Annotated in this window: 14 protein-coding genes; 3 read left to right on the top strand and 11 right to left on the bottom strand. The window is 68.0% G+C overall.

The window, feature by feature from the left end; translation table 11 throughout:
- Nucleotides 1–21: 21 nt before the first annotated feature.
- The 3 genes from DXZ73_RS27395 to DXZ73_RS27385 are packed head-to-tail and all read left to right on the top strand — an operon-like array spanning nucleotide 22 to nucleotide 3,116.
- The gene (locus DXZ73_RS27395; protein ID WP_116213704.1) at nucleotides 22–999 is read left to right on the top strand and encodes an ABC transporter permease; all 978 of its coding nucleotides are present in this window, start codon (nucleotides 22–24) and stop codon (nucleotides 997–999) included.
- Nucleotides 1,000–1,020: 21 nt separating this feature from the next.
- On the top strand, nucleotides 1,021–2,049 hold the full coding sequence (locus tag DXZ73_RS27390; protein ID WP_116213703.1) for an ABC transporter ATP-binding protein: 1,029 nt from the start codon (nucleotides 1,021–1,023) through the stop codon (nucleotides 2,047–2,049).
- Nucleotides 2,050–2,057: 8 nt separating this feature from the next.
- Nucleotides 2,058–3,116, top strand: coding sequence for an ABC transporter ATP-binding protein (locus tag DXZ73_RS27385; RefSeq protein ID WP_116213702.1), 1,059 nt, complete (start codon nucleotides 2,058–2,060; stop codon nucleotides 3,114–3,116).
- A gap of 213 nt (nucleotides 3,117–3,329) precedes the next feature.
- Here the strand turns inward: DXZ73_RS27385 and DXZ73_RS27380 are convergent, their stop codons facing one another.
- From DXZ73_RS27380 to typA, 11 genes are all read right to left on the bottom strand, one after another.
- On the bottom strand, nucleotides 3,330–4,382 hold the full coding sequence (locus DXZ73_RS27380; protein WP_116213701.1) for an ABC transporter ATP-binding protein: 1,053 nt from the start codon (nucleotides 4,380–4,382) through the stop codon (nucleotides 3,330–3,332).
- Nucleotides 4,372–5,373: an ABC transporter ATP-binding protein gene (locus DXZ73_RS27375; protein WP_116213700.1), complete on the bottom strand. Its 1,002-nt coding sequence runs from the start codon at nucleotides 5,371–5,373 to the stop codon at nucleotides 4,372–4,374. Before DXZ73_RS27375 ends, DXZ73_RS27380 begins: the two co-directional genes overlap by 11 nt.
- 11 nt (nucleotides 5,374–5,384) lie before the next feature.
- On the bottom strand, nucleotides 5,385–6,356 hold the full coding sequence (locus DXZ73_RS27370; RefSeq protein ID WP_116213699.1) for an ABC transporter permease: 972 nt from the start codon (nucleotides 6,354–6,356) through the stop codon (nucleotides 5,385–5,387).
- Nucleotides 6,349–7,272, bottom strand: coding sequence for an ABC transporter permease (locus DXZ73_RS27365; protein ID WP_116213698.1), 924 nt, complete (start codon nucleotides 7,270–7,272; stop codon nucleotides 6,349–6,351). Before DXZ73_RS27365 ends, DXZ73_RS27370 begins: the two co-directional genes overlap by 8 nt.
- A 69-nt stretch (nucleotides 7,273–7,341) precedes the next feature.
- Complete coding sequence (locus DXZ73_RS27360) at nucleotides 7,342–8,961, bottom strand: peptide ABC transporter substrate-binding protein (RefSeq protein WP_116213697.1); 1,620 nt, start codon at nucleotides 8,959–8,961, stop codon at nucleotides 7,342–7,344.
- Nucleotides 8,962–9,173: 212 nt separating this feature from the next.
- Complete coding sequence (locus tag DXZ73_RS27355; RefSeq protein ID WP_116213696.1) at nucleotides 9,174–10,325, bottom strand: ABC transporter ATP-binding protein; 1,152 nt, start codon at nucleotides 10,323–10,325, stop codon at nucleotides 9,174–9,176.
- Nucleotides 10,318–11,340, bottom strand: coding sequence for an ABC transporter ATP-binding protein (locus tag DXZ73_RS27350; protein WP_240351508.1), 1,023 nt, complete (start codon nucleotides 11,338–11,340; stop codon nucleotides 10,318–10,320). Before DXZ73_RS27350 ends, DXZ73_RS27355 begins: the two co-directional genes overlap by 8 nt.
- Nucleotides 11,341–11,351: 11 nt before the next feature.
- Nucleotides 11,352–12,302, bottom strand: a complete 951-nt coding sequence (locus DXZ73_RS27345) for an ABC transporter permease (RefSeq protein WP_116213695.1) — start codon at nucleotides 12,300–12,302, stop codon at nucleotides 11,352–11,354.
- Entirely contained in the window at nucleotides 12,295–13,224 is a 930-nt protein-coding gene (locus tag DXZ73_RS27340; protein ID WP_116213694.1) for an ABC transporter permease, read from the bottom strand. The genes DXZ73_RS27345 and DXZ73_RS27340 overlap by 8 nt, the downstream gene beginning before the upstream one ends.
- A 142-nt stretch (nucleotides 13,225–13,366) precedes the next feature.
- On the bottom strand, nucleotides 13,367–14,977 hold the full coding sequence (locus DXZ73_RS27335; RefSeq protein ID WP_116213693.1) for a peptide ABC transporter substrate-binding protein: 1,611 nt from the start codon (nucleotides 14,975–14,977) through the stop codon (nucleotides 13,367–13,369).
- A gap of 475 nt (nucleotides 14,978–15,452) precedes the next feature.
- A complete protein-coding gene (gene typA, locus DXZ73_RS27330; protein WP_116213692.1) occupies nucleotides 15,453–17,357 on the bottom strand; it encodes a translational GTPase TypA in 1,905 nt (634 codons plus the stop codon).
- Nucleotides 17,358–17,367: the final 10 nt, after the last annotated feature.

Genomic DNA, 17,367 nt, shown 5'->3' with positions numbered 1-17,367 from the left:
CCGACCGGAAGACCGCGACCCATGCTTCGATTCCTCGCCCGCCGCTCGCTCGGCGCGATCGTGATCATCCTGCTGATCAGCGCGATCACCTTCCTGCTCTTCTTCGCGCTGCCCTCCGAGCCGGCCCTGATGTCCTGCGGCAAGAACTGCACCCCGGACGCCATCGCCGTCATCAACAAGAACCTGGGGCTCGACCAGCCGGTGCCCGTCCAGTACTGGCACTACATGACGGGCATCTTCGTCGGCCGCGACTTCACCGTCGGCCACTGCCCGGCCCCCTGCTTCGGCTACTCCTTCTCCAACCAGCAGCCGGTCTGGGGCACCATCGTGGACCGCTTCCCGACCACCTTGTCCATCACCCTCGGCGGCGCGGCCGTCTTCCTCTTCGTGGGCGTCGGCATCGGGATGATCGCCGCCGCCTTCCGCGGCACCTGGATCGACAAGTTCTTCAGCTCCCTGTCGCTGGTCGGCAACGCCCTCCAGATCTACTTCGTCGGCGTGATCGCGCTCGCCGTCCTCGTCAGCGGGCTGCACTGGATGGACAACCCCGCCTACTACCCGATCACACAGAACCCCGGGAAGTGGTTCATGGGGATGCTCATCCCCTGGCTGGTGCTCTCCATCATCTTCATCGCCAACTACAGCCGCATGACGCGCTCCCAGATGATCGAGCAGCTGGGCGAGGACCATGTGCGCACCGCGCGCGCCAAGGGCCTCAGCCGGCGCGCCGTCTTCTTCCGCTACGCCTGGCGGGGCGCGCTCGCCCCCATCGTCACCATCTTCGGCATCGACCTCGGGTCGCTCTTCGGCGGCGCGATCATCACCGAGTTCACCTTCAGCCTGCACGGGCTGGGGCGGCTGGCCGTCTCCTCGGTGAGCGAGACCGACCTGCCCACCCTGATGGCCGTGATGCTCGTCGGCTGCACGGCCATCGTCGTCGCCAACATCGTCGTGGACGCCGCCTACGCCGTCATCGACCCGCGCGTGCGCCTCGCCTGACACTTTACGGAGAACCCCACCGTGACCACATCCGAGGGCGCGTTCCTGTCCGTACGGGACCTGTTCGTCCGCTTCGACACCGAGGACGGCGTCGTCAAGGCCGTCGACGGGCTCGGCTTCGAGCTGGAGCGCGGCCGCACGCTCGGCATCGTCGGCGAGTCCGGCTCCGGGAAGTCCGTCACCAACCTCGCGGTCCTCGGGCTGCACGACCCGCGCCACACCGAGATCAGGGGCGAGATCCTGCTCGACGGACAGGAGCTGACCGGCGCGCCCGAATCGGTGCTGGAGAAGCTCCGCGGCAACAAGATGGCCATGATCTTCCAGGACTCCCTCACCGCGCTCTCGCCGTACTACACCGTCGGCCGCCAGATCGCCGAGCCCTACCGCAAGCACACCGGCGCCACCCGGCGCGAGGCCCGGCAGCGCGCCGTCGAGATGCTCGACAAGGTCGGCATCCCCAACGCCGCGCTCCGCGTGGACGACTACCCGCACCAGTTCTCCGGCGGGATGCGCCAGCGGGCGATGATCGCGATGGCGCTCGTCTGCGACCCCGAGCTGCTGATCGCCGACGAGCCGACGACGGCCCTCGACGTGACCGTGCAGGCGCAGATCCTCGACCTGCTCAAGGAGCTCCAGCAGCAGACCGGTTCGGCGATCATCCTCATCACCCACGACCTCGGGGTCGTCGCCCACACGGTGGACGAGCTGCTGGTGATGTACGCGGGCCGGGCCGTCGAGCGCGGCACCGTCCGCGAGGTGCTGAGCGAGCCCCGCCACCCCTACACCTGGGGGCTGCTGGGCTCCATGCCGCTGCTGGACTCCGACGTCGAGGAGCCCCTCGTCCCCATCCCCGGCACCCCGCCGAGCCTGCTCAACCCGCCGCCCGGCTGCCCCTTCCACCCGCGCTGCGCCCACGTCGCCGAGGTCGGCGGCGACCGGTGCCGCACGGAGCGCCCCGAGCTGCCCCCGGGCCGCGGCGCCGCCTGCCACCTCCCGGCCGCCCGGCAGCGGACGGCCTTCCCCCAGCAGACCAAGCCCCGACCGGCCTGAGGAGTCCCATGAGCGAGCAGGTGTCCCCGGGCGAGCCGCTGCTCGTCGCCGAGGGGCTGACCAAGCACTTCCCGGTCATGGGCGGCTTCCCGTTCCGCCGGAAGGTGGGCGCGGTGCAGGCCGTGGACGGCATCGACCTGACCGTACGCGCGGGCGAGAGCTTCGGGCTGGTCGGCGAGTCGGGCTGCGGCAAGTCCACCACCGGGCGGCTGCTCACCCGCCTGCTGGAGCCCACGGCCGGCCGGATCACCTATCAGGGCCGCGACATCACCCACGCGAGCCGCACGGAGCTCGCGCCGGTCCGCGCCCAGATCCAGATGATCTTCCAGGACCCGTACGCGTCGCTGAACCCCCGGCAGACGGTCGGCCGGATCGTCTCCGGGCCGATGGAGATCAACGGCATCCACCCGGCGGGTGGCCGCGAGGCCCGCGTGCGGGAGCTCCTGGAGACCGTGGGCCTCAACCCCGAGCACTACAACCGCTTCCCGCACGAGTTCTCCGGCGGCCAGCGGCAGCGCATCGGGGTGGCCCGCGCGCTCGCGCTGGAACCGCGGCTGGTGGTGGCGGACGAGCCGGTGTCCGCGCTCGACGTGTCCATCCAGGCGCAGGTGGTCAACCTGCTCCGGTCCCTCCAGCGGGAGCTGGGCATCGCGTTCCTCTTCATCGCCCACGACCTCGCCGTCGTCCGGCACTTCTCGCAGCGCGTGGCCGTGATGTACCTCGGGCGCATCGTCGAGGTGGGCGACCGCGACGACATCTACCGCCGCCCGCGCCACCCCTATACGCACGCGCTGCTGTCCGCGGTCCCGGAGGCGCTCTCGGCAGGCACGCCCCGCGAACGCATCCGCCTGGCGGGCGACGTCCCGTCCCCCATCAGCCCGCCGTCGGGGTGCCGCTTCCGTACGCGGTGCTGGAAGGCGGAGCCGCGCTGCGGCGCGGAGGAGCCGCCGTTGGTACGGCTGGAGGGCAACGCGGAGGGCCACTTGACGGCCTGCCACTTCCCGGAGGCGGGCTCCACGACGGCCCGCACCCAGGACGTCGTCCTGGACCCGGCCCTGTCCGGCTGATTTTTCCCCAGCCCCGCCCCTTCCCGAAACCAGGGAGACCCCGGACCCCCTGAAGCGGCTGCGCCGCTTGTCCTCAAACGCCGGACGGGCTGATTTCAGCCCGTCCGGCGTTTGAGGACAGCGCGCGAAGCGTGCTTCGGGGTCTGGGGCGAAGCCCCAGTTACGGGAAGGGGCGGGACAGGGGAACAAAGCCCGCCGCAGGCGCCACGGACCTCAGCCCGGATCAGCCTCCGTCGGGGGCAACACATCCCGCTCTTCAGCGAAATGACACGCAGACTCATGCGTCGACCCCCCACCCCCCTCCCGGAACCAATCCGGCACTTCCAGCGGCGGCACAACCTCCGCACACTTCACCTGCGCCTTCCAGCACCGCGTACGGAAGCGGCACCCCGACGGCGGATGCGCGGGCGACGGCACGTCACCGGCCAGCAGGATCCGCTCCCGGCGCGTCCGCGCGCGCGGATCCGGCACGGGCACGGCGGAGAGCAGCGCCTGGGTGTAGGGGTGCGTCGGGTGTTCGTAGATCTGCGCGTCCGTGCCGACCTCCGCGAGCCGCCCGAGGTACATCACCGCGACCCGGTCGGAGATGTGCCGCACCACGGACAGGTCGTGCGCGATGAAGACGTACGACAGGTCGAACTCGTCCTGGAGCCGCTCCAGCAGATTGACGACCTGCGCCTGTACGGAGACGTCCAGGGCCGAGACCGGCTCGTCGGCGACGATCACCTCCGGGCGCAGGGCGAGGCCGCGGGCGATGCCGATGCGCTGGCGCTGGCCGCCGGAGAACTGGTGCGGATAGCGGTTGATGTATTCGGGGTTGAGGCCGACGACGTCCAGCAGGTCGCGCACCTTCTGCCGCCGGCTGCCCTTGGGTGCCACCTCGGGGTGGATCTCGAAGGGCTCGCCGATGATGTCACCGACGGTCATGCGCGGGTTGAGCGAGGTGTACGGGTCCTGGAAGACCATCTGGATGTTGCGCCGCACGGCCTTCAGCGCGCGCCCCGACAGCTTGGTGATGTCCTCGCCCTTGTAGCGGATCTGCCCGCTCGTCGGCCGTTCCAGGTTGACCAGCATCTTCGCGACCGTGGACTTGCCGCAGCCGGACTCGCCGACGATGCCGAGCGTCTCGCCGCGCCGCAGGTCGAAGGAGATCCCGGAGACCGCCTGGACCGCGCCGACCTGCCGCTTGAAGAGGATGCCCTGGGTGAGCGGGTAGTGCTTGACGAGGTCCCGTACCTCCAGAATCACCTCGCCGTCAGCTCTCATCGAGGGTGTCCTTCCAGAAGTGGCAGGCGCTGGTCCGGCCGGGGGCGACGGCGAAGAGCGGTGGCCGGTCGGTGCGGCAGATGTCCTGGGCGCGGGGGCAGCGGGGGTTGAAGGGGCAGCCCGGCGGGATGGCCATCAGGTTGGGCGGCAGGCCCTTGATCGCGTAGAGCTGCTGCCCCTTGCGGTCCAGGCGCGGGATGGAGTCGAGGAGGCCGCGGGTGTAGGGGTGGGCGGGCGCGGCGTAGAGGTCGTGGACGGGGGCGGTCTCGACGATCCGGCCCGCGTACATCACGGCGATCTTGTCTGCGACGTCCGCCACCACACCCAGGTCGTGGGTGATGAGGATGAGCCCCATGTTGTACTCGCGCTGGAGCTCGGCGAGCAGGTCCATCACCTGCGCCTGGACGGTGACGTCCAGGGCGGTCGTCGGCTCGTCCGCGATGATCAGGTCCGGCTCCAGGGCGATCGCCATCGCGATCATGATGCGCTGGCGCATGCCGCCGGAGAACTGGTGCGGGTAGTCGCCGACCCGCTCCCTGGCCGCCGGGATGCGGACCCGGTCCATCAGCTGGACCGCCTTGGCCCGGGAATCCTTGCGGGTCATCCCTTCGTGCACCTCGAACATCTCGCTGAGCTGGGCGCCCACGCTCAGCACGGGGTTGAGCGAGGACAGCGCGTCCTGGAAGACCATGGCGAGCTTGGCACCCCGCACCCGGCGGCGCGTCTCGGCGGGCATGGTCAGCAGGTCCTCGCCGCGGAAGAAGACCCGGCCGCCGGTGATGTGGCCCGGCGGCGAGTCGAGGATGCCCATGATCGCCTGCGCGGTCACCGACTTGCCCGACCCGGACTCCCCCAGCACGGCGAGCGTCTCGCCCTCGCCGACGCTGTAACTGACGCCGTTGACCGCCTTGGCCACTCCGTCGCGGGTGCGGAACTCCACTTGGAGGTCGCGTACGTCCAGCAGGACCGGCTGTGCTTCCTGGTGCTCCATCCGCCCGCTCCTCAGCGCAGTTTGGGGTCGAGGGCGTCGCGCACCGCGTCGCCGAGCATGATGAACGCCAGCACCGTGATGCTCAGCGCTCCCGCGGGCCACAGCAGCATGTGCGGGGCGTTGCGGATCTGGACGGAGGCGTTGGAGATGTCGATGCCCCAGGACACGGTGGGCGGTTTGAGGCCGACGCCGATGAAGGACAGCGTCGCCTCCAGGGCGATGTAGGTGCCCAGCGCGATGGTCGCCACGACGATGACCGGCGCGACGGCGTTGGGCGCGATGTGCCGCAGCAGCATCCGGCCGTTGCCCGCGCCGAGGGCCCGCGCGGCCTGGACGTAGTCGTTCTGCCTGGCGGTGACCACGGCGCCGCGGGCGATGCGGGAGATCTGCGGCCAGCCCAGCAGCACGATGAACCCGACGACGGGCCACACCGAGCCGCTGGTGACCACGGAGAGGAAGACCAGCCCGCCCAGGATGATCGGGATGCCGAAGAAGATGTCGGCGAGCCGCGACAGCAGCGCGTCCCACCAGCCGCCGAAGAACCCGGCGAGCCCGCCGAGCACGCTGCCGAGCAGGGTGGCACCGGCCGTGGCGCAGATGCCGACGGTGATGGAGGCGCGCGCACCGTGGACCGTACGGGTGTAGACGTCGCAGCCCTGCGCGTCGTAGCCGAAGGGGTGACCGGGCGCGGAACCGTCCTGGGCCTTGGCGAGGTCGCACTGGAGGGGGTTCCCGCTCGCGATCATCTCCGGCCAGATCGCGATCAGGACCAGAAAGACGATGATCAGCGCCGAGACCACGAAGACGGGGTTGCGGCGGAGGTCCTGCCAGGCGTCGGACCACAGGCTGCGGGGCCGGCCCGTGGGCACGCCGCCGGACGGCGGCGGCCCCTTCTCCAGCGTCTCCGCCTCGCTGGTCGCCAGGCTCATCGCACCGCCCCCGGCGGGGGTGATGGCGTCCTGTGGCTCAAGGGACTCAGGCATAGCGGATCCTCGGGTCGAGCACGGCGTAGAGGAGGTCGACCAGCAGGTTCGCCAGCAGGAAGACGATGACCAGGATCGTCACGAAGCCCACCACGGTCGGCGAGTTCTGCCGCAGGATGCCCTGGAACAGCTGGTAGCCGACGCCGTGGATGTTGAAGATCCGCTCGGTGACGATGGCGCCGCCCATCAGCGCCCCGACGTCGGTGCCGATGAAGGTGACCACGGGGATCAGGGAATTGCGCAGCAGGTGCCGGGTGATGATCCGGCGCCGCGGCAGACCCTTGGCCACGGCCGTGCGGATGTAGTCCGCGCGGGAGTTCTCCGCGATGGACGTACGCGTCAGCCGGGTGACGTACGCCAGCGAGGTCAGGCCCAGCACCACGCCGGGCAGGATCAGTTCGTCGACCGGTGCCTCGGGCGAGACCGCGGGCGGCACCAGCCCCCATTTCACGCCGAAGAGGAATTGCAGCACATAGCCGCTGACGAAGGTCGGGATGGAGACCACGACCAGGGTGAGCAGCAGCACCGAGGTGTCCACGGAGCGGCCGCGCCGCAGCCCGCTGAGGACGCCGAGCACGATGCCCACGACGATCTCGAAGACGATGGCGACGAGCGTGAGGCGCAGGGTCACCGGAAAGGCGTTGGACATCAGCTCGGTGACCTTCTGGCCGTTGAACGCCGTGCCGAAGTCACCGGTGAGGATCTGCCCCATGTAGTGCAGGTACTGCTTCCACAGCGGCTCGTCGAGATAGAGCTCCTGGCGGATGCGCGCGGCGGTCGCGGGGTCGGGCGCCTTGTCGCCGAAGAGCGCGGCGACGGGGTCGCCCAGGGTGTAGACCATGAAGAAGATCAGGAACGTGCTGCCGATGAACACCGGGATCATCTGGAGCAGCCGCCGGATCACATACCGTCCCATGGGGGCTCCGGGGGTCGTGGCGGGAGGGCCCGGCGGCGGGGCGCCGGGCCCGGTCCGTACGAAGGCTCGTCAGCCGACCTTGATCTGCTCGTAGACGGGCACGCTGAAGGGGTTGAGCGTGACGTCGGAGAGCCGCTCCGAATAGCCGGCGCTGCCGTTCTGGTACCACAGCGGAATGGCCGGCATCTGCTCGGCGAGGATCTTCTCCGCGTCCTGGAATTTGGCGTTCGCCTTGTCGGCCGAGCTCTCGGCGTTGGCCTCGTCGACGAGGTTGTCGAACTTCGGGTCCGAGAACTTCCCGTAATTCGACGAGGCGTCCGTGTAGTAGAGCGGCTGCAGGAAGTTCTGGATGAGCGGGTAGTCCATCTGCCAGCCCGAGCGGAAGGGATTGGTCATCCGCTGCTCGGTGGTCTGGGCCCGGAAGTCCGCGAAGGTGCCGATGGGGTTGACCGTGCACGCCCGGTCGTTGCCCAGGGCGTTGTTGATGCTGTTGCAGACGGCGTCCATCCACACGCGGTGCGAGCCGGTGTCGACGTTGGAGGTGAGGGTGATCCGGCCGCCCGGCAGCCCGCCGCCGTCCTGGATCAGCTTCTTCGCGGCGGTGGCGTCGTACTTGCACGCGTCCCCGCACAGACCCGCCTTGTAGCCGCCCTTGTCGCCGAGGGCCGGTGAGGTCCAGTCCGTCGCGGGCGTCCGGGTCTTCCGGTAGATCTGATCGGTGATCTGGTCGCGGTTGATGGCCATGGAAAGGCCCCTGCGGACCTTTTCCAGTCCGCTCTTCGACCAGGCCGGGTCGTACATCGGGAAGGCCAGCGTCTGGATGATGCCCGCGGGCTGGTTGATGTAGCGGTCGCCCAGGTCGTTCTTGACGTTCTTGAGCTGCGCGCTCGGAATGTCGTCGACCAGGTCGAGGTTCCCCGCCTGGAGATCGGTGTACGCGGTGTTGTTGTCGGTGTAGACCCGCAGCTCCACCCCGCTGTTCTGCGCCTTGTCGGGGCCGGGATAGGCGTCCCATTTGGAGAGCTTCATCGACGAGCCCTTGTCGTAGGAGTCGACGAGGTACGGGCCGTTGCCGACGGGCTTCTTCAGCCAGGCCGCGTGGTTCTCGAAGAAGGCCGCGGGCAGCGGGGCGTACGCGACGTAGCCGAGGGTGTCGGGCCAGGTCGAGAACTTCGTCCGCAGCTTGACCGTGAAGGTCCTGTCGTCCTTCACGGACAGGCCGGAGAGGGTCTTGGCGGTGGCCGTGCCGCTGGTCGGGTGGACCTTGTCGTAGCCGTCGACATAGGCGAAGAAGGAGGCGTTCTTCTGTTTGTTGTCGACCAGGGCCGCGTAGTTCCAGGCGTCCACGAAGGATTTCGAGGTGATCTTCTCACCGTTGCTGAAGGTCCAGCCGTCCTTGACGGTGACGGTGAAATTCTGCTGGTCGGACGTCTCGATCTTGTCGGCCAGCATGTTCTCGGCCGCGCCGCTGCGGGGGTCGTAGCGCTTGAGCCCCCGGAAGATCATGTCCAGCACCTTGCCGCCCTGGACCTCATTGGTGTTGGCGGGCTCCAGCTGATTCTGGGGGTCGCCCCAGGAGGCCCGCACCACTCCGGAACCGCCGCTGCTCCCGCCTCCCCCGCAGCCCGACGCCACCAGCGCCACCGACAGCGCACAGACGACCCACCGGGCGCGCGCGACTCCCCGCATGGAGTGCCTCCTCGTCCAAAGTCTTGCTTAGGACGAGATAACACCGTATTTGGTGACCTCTTGGGGCCTTCCGGGTGCTGGACGGGGCGGAAACCGCCCGTATGCGTGAGTGCGGTGTCCTCAAATGCCGGACGGGCTGGAAAACCAGCCTGTCCGGCGTTTGAGGACCGGGGTCCGGGGCGGAGCCCCGGCAACCGGCCCGCAGACGAAAACTACGCCGCCGGAACCACTCGCTTCTCCTCGGCGAAGTGGCACGCCGAATCGTGCGCCGCCGGGGTGTCCTTCCCCTTGAAGACCTCGGGGATCGCCAGCACCGGCAGCTCCTCCGCGCACTTGTCCTGCGCCTTCCAGCACCGCGTGCGGAAGCGGCACCCGGACGGCGGGTTCGCGGGCGACGGCACATCACCGGTGAGGATGATCCGCTCCCGGCCCTCGCGCGCCTCCGGGTCCGGCACGGGCACGGCGGAGAGCAGCGCCTGGGTGTACGGGTGCGTCGGGTGCTCGTAGATCTGCGCGTCCGTGCCGATCTCGGCCATCTTGCCGAGGTACATCACGCCGACGCGGTCGGAGATGTGCCGGACGATGGACAGGTCGTGCGCGATGAAGATGTAGGAGAGGTTGAACTCGTCCTGGAGCTTCCCCATCAGGTTGATGACCTGCGCCTGCACCGAGACGTCCAGCGCCGAGACCGGCTCGTCGCAGACGATGATCTCCGGGTTGAGCGCGAGGCCGCGGGCGATGCCGATGCGCTGGCGCTGGCCGCCGGAGAACTGGTGCGGATAGCGGTTGACGTACTCGGGGTTGAGGCCGACGACGTCCAGCAGTTCCTGCACCCGCTTGCGCCGGTCGCCCTTCGGTGCCACCTCGGGGTGGATCTCGAAGGGCTCGCCGATGATGTCACCGACGGTCATGCGCGGGTTGAGCGAGGTGTACGGGTCCTGGAACACCATCTGGATGTTGCGGCGCACGGCCTTCAGCGCGCGCCCCGACAGCTTGGTGATGTCCTCGCCCTTGTAGAAGACCTCGCCCGAGGTGGCCGTCTCCAGGGTCATCAGCAGCCTGGCGACCGTGGACTTGCCGCAGCCGGACTCGCCGACGATGCCGAGCGTCTCGCCCTGGTAGAGGTCGAAGGAGATGTCGTCGACGGCCTTGACCGCGCCGACCTGCCGCTTGAAGAGGATCCCCTGGTTCAGCGGGAAGTGCTTGACGAGGTTGCGGACCTGGAGAATCGGCTCACCCCGCTCGACCGGGGCGTCGAGAACCGCCTCGACCTCCGCGGTCGTGCTCGCGTCGCTGGAGACGACCTCGGTGACGTGCGGCGTCGCCTCGCCCACGGCCTCGTCCTTCTTGCCGGTCTCAGCCATGGATCGTCTCCTTCCAGAAGTGGCAGGCGCTGCCGCGGCCGGCGAGCACGTCGCCGTCCCGCTCGGTCACCTGGTGCAGGACGGGCACGTCCGTGCGGCAGGTGTCCTGTGCCATCGGGCAGCGGGGGTTGAAGGCGCAACCGGCCGGGATGTTCAGCAGGTTGGGCGGCAGGCCCTTGATCGCGTAGAGCTCCTGGCCCTTCTGGTCCAGGCGCGGGATCGAGTCGAGCAGGCCGCGCGAGTAGGGGTGCGCGGGGCGCTTGTAGAGCTCGTGCACCGGCGCGGTCTCGACGATCCGGCCCGCGTACATCACGGCGATCTTGTCCGCGACGTCCGCCACCACACCCAGGTCGTGGGTGATGAGGATGAGCCCCATGTTGTACTCGCGCTGGAGCTCGGCGAGCAGGTCCATCACCTGCGCCTGGACCGTCACGTCCAGGGCGGTCGTCGGCTCGTCCGCGATGATCAGGTCCGGCTCCAGGGCCAGCGCCATCGCGATCATGATGCGCTGGCGCATACCGCCGGAGAACTGGTGCGGATAGTCGTTGACCCGCTCCTTGGCCGCGGGGATCCGGACCCGGTCCATCAGCTCGATGGCCTTGGCCTTGGCTTCCTTCTTGGACATGCCCTTGTGCACGCGGAACATCTCGCCGAGCTGGTAGCCGACGCTGAGCACGGGGTTCAGGGAGGAGAGCGCGTCCTGGAAGATCATGGCGATCTTGGCGCCACGGATCTTCCGCCGCTCCTCGGCGGACATCTTCAGCATGTCCTCGCCGCGGAAGAGGATCTCGCCCTGCGGGATCTTCCCTGGCGGCATGTCGAGGATGCCCATGATGGCCTGCGCCGTCACGGACTTGCCGGAGCCGGACTCGCCGAGCACGGCGAGCGTCTCCCCGGAGTCCACGGAGTAGTTGACACCGTTGACGGCCTTGGCGACGCCGTCGCGGGTGTGGAACTCCACGTGCAGGTCACGGACTTCGAGCAGGGGCACTTTTTTGGCGTTCTTGTCGGTCACGTACGCCTCCCTCAGCGCAGCTTGGGGTCGAGGGCGTTGCGGACCGCATCGCCGAGCATGATGAAGGCCAGCACCGTGATGGAGACCATCAGCGCCGGGAACAGCAGGACGTGCGGCGCGTTGCGCAGCTGGTCCTTGCCCGCGGAGACGTCGATGCCCCAGGACACGACCGGGTCGGCAAGGCCGATGCCCAGGTAGGAAAGGGTGGCCTCGGCGGAGATGTAGCCACCGAGCGCGATGGTCGCGACCACGATCACCGGTGCGACGGCGTTGGGCAGGATGTGCCGCAGCAGGATCCGGCCGGTGCCGGCGCCGAGGGCCTTGGCGGCCACGACGTAGTCCGCCTGCTTGCAGGAGATCACCGAGCCTCGCATGACACGGGCGATCTGGGTCCAGCCGAGGAAGACCAGGGCCGCGGAGACCACCCAGACGGAGCGCACGTCGAAAGAAGTGAGCACGACCATGGCGCCGAGGAGGAACGGGATGCCCGCGAAGATGTCGGTGAGGCGGGAGAGCAGGCTGTCGAGCCAGCCGCCGAAGTAGCCCGCCAGCATGCCCACGAGGCCGCCGAAGAGGGTGACGGCGGCGGTGACCACGACACCGACGATGACGGAGGCGCGGGCGCCGTAGACGAGGCGGGCCCAGATGCTGCGGCCCTGGCCGTCGTAGCCGAGCCACTCGGCCGAGAAGACCTTCCCGTACTCCGGGTCCTTGAGGAAGGCGCCCTGCAGGTTGCCGTCGCGTGGCGAGGCGTCGGTGAACAGGCTCGGGAAGGCCGTCATGACCAGGAGCAGCAGGATCAGCACGGCCGACGCCACGAACAGCGGGTTGCGGCGCAGATCGCGCCAGGCGTCGGACCACAGGCTGCGCGGCTTGGCGCCGTCGCTCCTGCCCTGGCTCTTGGGCACGGCCTGCTCCTCGGCGGCCGGGAGCGTGGCGGTCCCTTCGGTTGCCTCAGGCATAACGGATCCTCGGGTCCAGGACCGCGTAAAGCAGGTCGACGATCAGGCTGGCCAGGAGATAGACGATGACGAGCAGCGTCACGACACCGGTGACGGTGGAGCCCTCATGGCGGTTGAGGGCCTCGTAGATGACGCGTCCGACACCGTTGATGTTGAAGATGCCCTCGGTGACGACCGCGCCTCCCAGCAGAGCGCCGAGGTCTGTCCCGAGGAAAGTCACCACAGGGATCAGGGAGTTGCGCAGCAGGTGGACGCCGACCACGCGGCGCCGCGGCAGGCCCTTGGCAACGGCGGTACGGATGTAGTCCGCGCGCAGGTTCTCCGCGATGGAGGTCCGGGTCAGCCTGGTGACGTACGCGAGGGACAGCGAGCCCAGCACGATGGCCGGCATGAACAACTGCCCGAAGTCCTCGGAGTTCTGGACGGTGGGCGTCAACCAGCCCAGCTTCATGGCGAACAGGAACTGGAACGCGTAGCCGAGGACGAAGGACGGCACGGAGACCAGCAACAGGGTGAAGAAGAGCACCCCCTTGTCCAGCAGGCGATCGGCGCGCAGACCGGCCAGCACACCGAGGCTGATGCCGACGACCACGGTGAAGACGAACGCGAAGAGCGCCAGCCTGATGGTCACCGGGAAGGCGTCGGCGATCACATCGGCCACAGGTCTCTGGCTGGCGATCTGAGTACCGAAGTCGCCCTGGAACAGCCCGCTCAGGTAGTTCCAGTACTGGTGCCAGAGCGGCAGGTCGAGCCCGAGGTCGTGCTTGACACGGGCGATCTGCGACGGATCGATGGCCTGCTCTCCCCACATCGCCCGCACGGGATCACCGGGCAGGGCGTGCATCATGAGGAAGATCAGCAAGGTTGACCCGAGGAAGACCGGGATCATCTGGAGCAGTCGCCGCGCGACATAGCGCCCCATGGTGCCTCCATATGGATAACGACGGCACCGGGGGCCGCCCCGACAGCGGGGCTGTGGGGGCGGCCCCCGGCGCCTTCCCGCCCGTACCGGATTACGGGGGTGGCGGGGGAACCGGTTGCGAAGGAATCCGCGAGGGCGGGGACTACTTGGGGGTGATCTCGGTGACGACGGGGTCGCCGCGGAAGTCGAACTTCACGTTCTCGACCTTCTTGGAGAACCCGGCGTTGGCCTTGTAGTTCCACAGCGGGATGGCCGGCATCTTCTGCGCCATGGCCTTCTCGGCCTCCTGGTAGAGCTTGACCGACTCGTCCAGGGTCTTGGCGTTGTCGCCCTTGTCGAAGAGCTCGTCGATGCTCTTGTCCGAGAAGCGGCCGCTGTTGGCCTCGGCACCGGTGCGGTAGAGCTCGCGCATGAAGTTGACGTTCAGCGGGTAGTCGGCGACCCAGCCACCGCGGTACATCGCCTTGACCTTGTTCTGGTCACGGACGTCGAGGTCGGCCTGGAAGTCCGGCTTGGCGTCGCCGAGGCACTCGATGCCGGTGTTCTGCCGGATGTTCTGGCAGACGGCGGTGATCCATTCCTTGTGGCCGCCGTCGCCGTTGTACTGGATCCAGATCTTGTTGCCCGGGACGCCGCCGCCCTCCTTGATGAGCTCCTTGGCCTTCGTCGGGTCGAACTTGAAGATGTCGACACCGAGGTCGGTCTGGTTGCCCATGACACCCGGCGCCGTGAAGCTGGTGGCGGGGACGCGGGTGTTGTTCAGGACGGTCTTGGTGATGGTCGGGCGGTCGATGGCCATCGACAGGCCCTGGATCACCTTGGGGTTGACGTTCTTGAACGGCTCGCTGTAGTAGGCCGGGACGATGCTCTGGACGGCCGCGTAGGGCTGCTCGATCGCCCGGTCGCCCAGGTCCGACTTGTACTTCGGCAGGTCCTTGGGCCCGACCTGGCGGATCACGTCCAGGTTGTCGGAGAGCAGGTCCTGGTAGGCGGCCTCGACCGTGGAGTAGGCCTTGAACTGGACGCCCTTGTTCTTGGGCTTGTCGTCACCCTTGTAGCCGTCGAAGGCGCCGACCTGGATGAGCTTCTTGTGCTCCCACTTCTCGAACTTGTACGGGCCGTTGCCGATCGGCTTCTGGCCGGCAGCCTTCGGGTCCTTGAAGAACTCCTTCGACTGCGGCATGAACGGCACGTAGCCCAGCTTGTACTGGAAGTACGGGACGGCGTGGCTGAGTTCAACGGTGAACGTGGTCTCGTCCACGGCCTTGAGCCCCGACATCTTGTCGGACTTCGGGTCGCCCTTCTCCGGGTGGACGTCCTCGTAGCCCTTGATGTCGTTGAACCAGAGGCTGTCCTTCTGGTTGTTCTTGACGTTGGCGCCCCAGTTCCAGGCGTCGATGTACGACTGGGCGGTGACCTTCTCGCCGTTGTGGAACGTCCAGCCGGATTTGATCTTGATCGTCCAGATCTTGGAGTCCTCCGTCGAGATCTTCTCGGCGGCGTCGTTCACGATCTTGCCCTGGTCGCCGAACTGCACCAGCGGCGAGTACAGCGCGGTGACGACCTGGTGACCGAAGGTCTCGTTCACATCCGACGGGATGAGCGGGTTCTGCGGCTCACCGTTGTCGATGGAGACATACCCCTGGGGTTTGCCCGAATCTGACGAGCTGTCGGATCCACCGCCACAAGCAGTTGCGGCCATCGCCACGACTATCGCGCTTGTGACCCACTTCGCACTCTTGGCACCGCGCATGGGTATGCCTCCTCAGGAGTCCACTGTCCACTACAAGAGAGGCGCCGGTCCCACGCTGACACCCCTGACAGCGGAGACGGAACCGGCACCTCGAGTGTGCTCGTGAGTCGGCGCTCCCCACAGCGCGTGACCCATTGACCCGAGCTCAATGAACCCAACTATTGAGTACGTCCGGCTTGTAAACCACACTTAAAGGGTCTCGCTTTGGTCACATCGATCACATTCACCTGTCCGAAATCCGGACAAAGCGAGGACAGACAGACACCCGCGAAACGGACTGTTAACACAACAACAGGTTCCGCATGTCCGCTATTCGGACACTCGGCGGTTAAACCTGGCGATAAATCACTTGTCTTGAGGGCACCGGAAGGGCAGCCGCACCCCGAGCATGCCAGAGGCCCGGCCCCACCACTTCGGAAAGTGGTGAAGCCGGGCCTCGGTGAACTGGCGGAGCGTCAGCGCTTCGCGCGGTCCTTTAGCGCTTCGCGCGGGACGCGGTGCGGCCGCGCTCCTTCTGGTCCAGGACGACCTTGCGGATGCGGACGGCCTCCGGGGTCACCTCGACGCACTCGTCGTCGCGGCAGAACTCCAGGGACTGCTCCAGCGACAGCTTGCGCGGCGGGACGATCGCCTCGAAGGAGTCGGCGGAGGAGGAGCGCATGTTGGTGAGCTTCTTCTCCTTGGTGATGTTGACGTCCATGTCGTCGGCGCGGGAGTTCTCGCCGACGATCATGCCCTCGTAGACCTCGGTGCCGGGGTCGGTGAAGAGGACGCCGCGCTCCTGGAGGTTCGTCATCGCGAAGGCGGTGACGGCACCGGCGCGGTCGGCGACCAGGGAGCCGTTGTTACGGGTCTTCAGCTCACCGAACCACGGCTCGTGGCCCTCGTGGATGGAGTGGGCGATGCCGGTGCCGCGGGTGTTCGTCAGGAACTCCGTACGGAAGCCGATCAGGCCGCGGGACGGGACGACGAACTCCATGCGGACCCAGCCGGAGCCGTGGTTGGACATGTTGTCCATGCGGCCCTTGCGGGTGCCCATGAGCTGGGTGACGGCGCCCATGTGCTCCTCGGGCACGTCGACCGTGAGGCGCTCGACCGGCTCGTAGGTCTTGCCGTCGACCTGCTTGGTGACGACCTGCGGCTTGCCGATGGTCATCTCGAAGCCCTCGCGGCGCATCTGCTCGACCAGGATGGCCAGCGCCAGCTCACCGCGGCCCTGCACCTCCCAGGCGTCGGGGCGCTCGGTGTCCAGGACGCGCAGCGAGACGTTACCGACCAGCTCGCGGTCCAGGCGGTCCTTGACCTGGCGGGCGGTGACCTTGCGGTCCTTGACGGCGGACTTGGCGTCCGCGCCCTTGCCCGTGCCACCACGGCCGACCAGCGGCGAGGTGTTGGTGCCGATGGTCATGGAGATCGCCGGCTCGTCGACCGTGATCAGCGGCAGCGCGATCGGGTTCTCCGGGTCGGCCAGGGTCTCGCCGATCATGATGTCGGGGATACCGGCGACGGCGCAGATGTCACCCGGGCCCGCCACCTCGGCGGGCTTGCGGGTGAGGGCCTCGGTCATCATCAGCTCGGTGATGCGGACGTTGGACGTCGTGCCGTCACGCTTGATCCACGCGACCGTCTGGCCCTTGCGCAGCTCGCCCTGCTCGACGCGGAGCAGCGCGATGCGGCCGAGGAAGTTGTCGGCGTCGAGGTTGGTGACGTGCGCCTGGAGCGGCGCCTCCTCCTCGAACGTCGGGGCCGGGACGTGCTCCAGGATGGTGGAGAAGAACGGCTCCAGGTTGGTGCTGTCCGCGGGGACGGTGCCGTCCTCCGGCTTGGTCAGCGAGGCGACGCCGTCACGGCCGCAGGCGTAGACGATCGGGAACTCGATCTGGTCCTCGTCCGCGTCCAGGTCGAGGAAGAGGTCGTACGTCTCGTTGACGACCTCGTCGATGCGGGAGTCCGGACGGTCCGTCTTGTTGATGCACAGGATGACCGGCATGCGCTTGGCGAGCGCCTTGCGCAGCACGAAGCGGGTCTGGGGCAGCGGACCCTCGGAGGCGTCCACCAGCAGCACGACCGCGTCCACCATCGACAGACCGCGCTCGACCTCGCCACCGAAGTCGGCGTGGCCGGGGGTGTCGATGATGTTGATCGTGATCGGGTCCCCGCCGTCCTTGGGGTGATACTTCACCGCCGTGTTCTTGGCGAGGATCGTGATGCCCTTCTCACGCTCCAGGTCGTTCGAGTCCATGACGCGGTCGTCGACGGACTCGAGCTGGTGCGCGGCGAAGGCGCCGGCCTGCTTGAGCATGGCGTCGACGATGGTCGTCTTGCCGTGGTCGACGTGGGCGACGATGGCGACGTTACGGATGTCGTGGCGGGTGGGCATACTTGCGGCG

The organism is Streptoverticillium olivoreticuli subsp. olivoreticuli (assembly GCF_003391135.1).
Taxonomy (GTDB): domain Bacteria; phylum Actinomycetota; class Actinomycetes; order Streptomycetales; family Streptomycetaceae; genus Streptomyces; species Streptomyces blastmyceticus.
This window is presented reverse-complemented; position numbering and strand designations above follow the sequence as displayed.

What these genes read in the sequence shown, in the direction of transcription:
- DXZ73_RS27395 (WP_116213704.1), top strand. Translation starts at nt 22, where the DNA reads ATGCTTCGATTCCTCGCCCGCCGCTCGCTCGGCGCGATCGTGATCATC.
- DXZ73_RS27385 (WP_116213702.1), top strand. Translation starts at nt 2,058, where the DNA reads ATGAGCGAGCAGGTGTCCCCGGGCGAGCCGCTGCTCGTCGCCGAGGGG.
- DXZ73_RS27380 (WP_116213701.1), bottom strand. Translation starts at nt 4,382, where the DNA reads ATGAGAGCTGACGGCGAGGTGATTCTGGAGGTACGGGACCTCGTCAAG.
- DXZ73_RS27375 (WP_116213700.1), bottom strand. Translation starts at nt 5,373, where the DNA reads ATGGAGCACCAGGAAGCACAGCCGGTCCTGCTGGACGTACGCGACCTC.
- DXZ73_RS27370 (WP_116213699.1), bottom strand. Translation starts at nt 6,356, where the DNA reads ATGCCTGAGTCCCTTGAGCCACAGGACGCCATCACCCCCGCCGGGGGC.
- DXZ73_RS27365 (WP_116213698.1), bottom strand. Translation starts at nt 7,272, where the DNA reads ATGGGACGGTATGTGATCCGGCGGCTGCTCCAGATGATCCCGGTGTTC.
- DXZ73_RS27360 (WP_116213697.1), bottom strand. Translation starts at nt 8,961, where the DNA reads ATGCGGGGAGTCGCGCGCGCCCGGTGGGTCGTCTGTGCGCTGTCGGTG.
- DXZ73_RS27355 (WP_116213696.1), bottom strand. Translation starts at nt 10,325, where the DNA reads ATGGCTGAGACCGGCAAGAAGGACGAGGCCGTGGGCGAGGCGACGCCG.
- DXZ73_RS27345 (WP_116213695.1), bottom strand. Translation starts at nt 12,302, where the DNA reads ATGCCTGAGGCAACCGAAGGGACCGCCACGCTCCCGGCCGCCGAGGAG.
- DXZ73_RS27340 (WP_116213694.1), bottom strand. Translation starts at nt 13,224, where the DNA reads ATGGGGCGCTATGTCGCGCGGCGACTGCTCCAGATGATCCCGGTCTTC.
- DXZ73_RS27335 (WP_116213693.1), bottom strand. Translation starts at nt 14,977, where the DNA reads ATGCGCGGTGCCAAGAGTGCGAAGTGGGTCACAAGCGCGATAGTCGTG.
- typA (WP_116213692.1), bottom strand. Translation starts at nt 17,357, where the DNA reads ATGCCCACCCGCCACGACATCCGTAACGTCGCCATCGTCGCCCACGTC.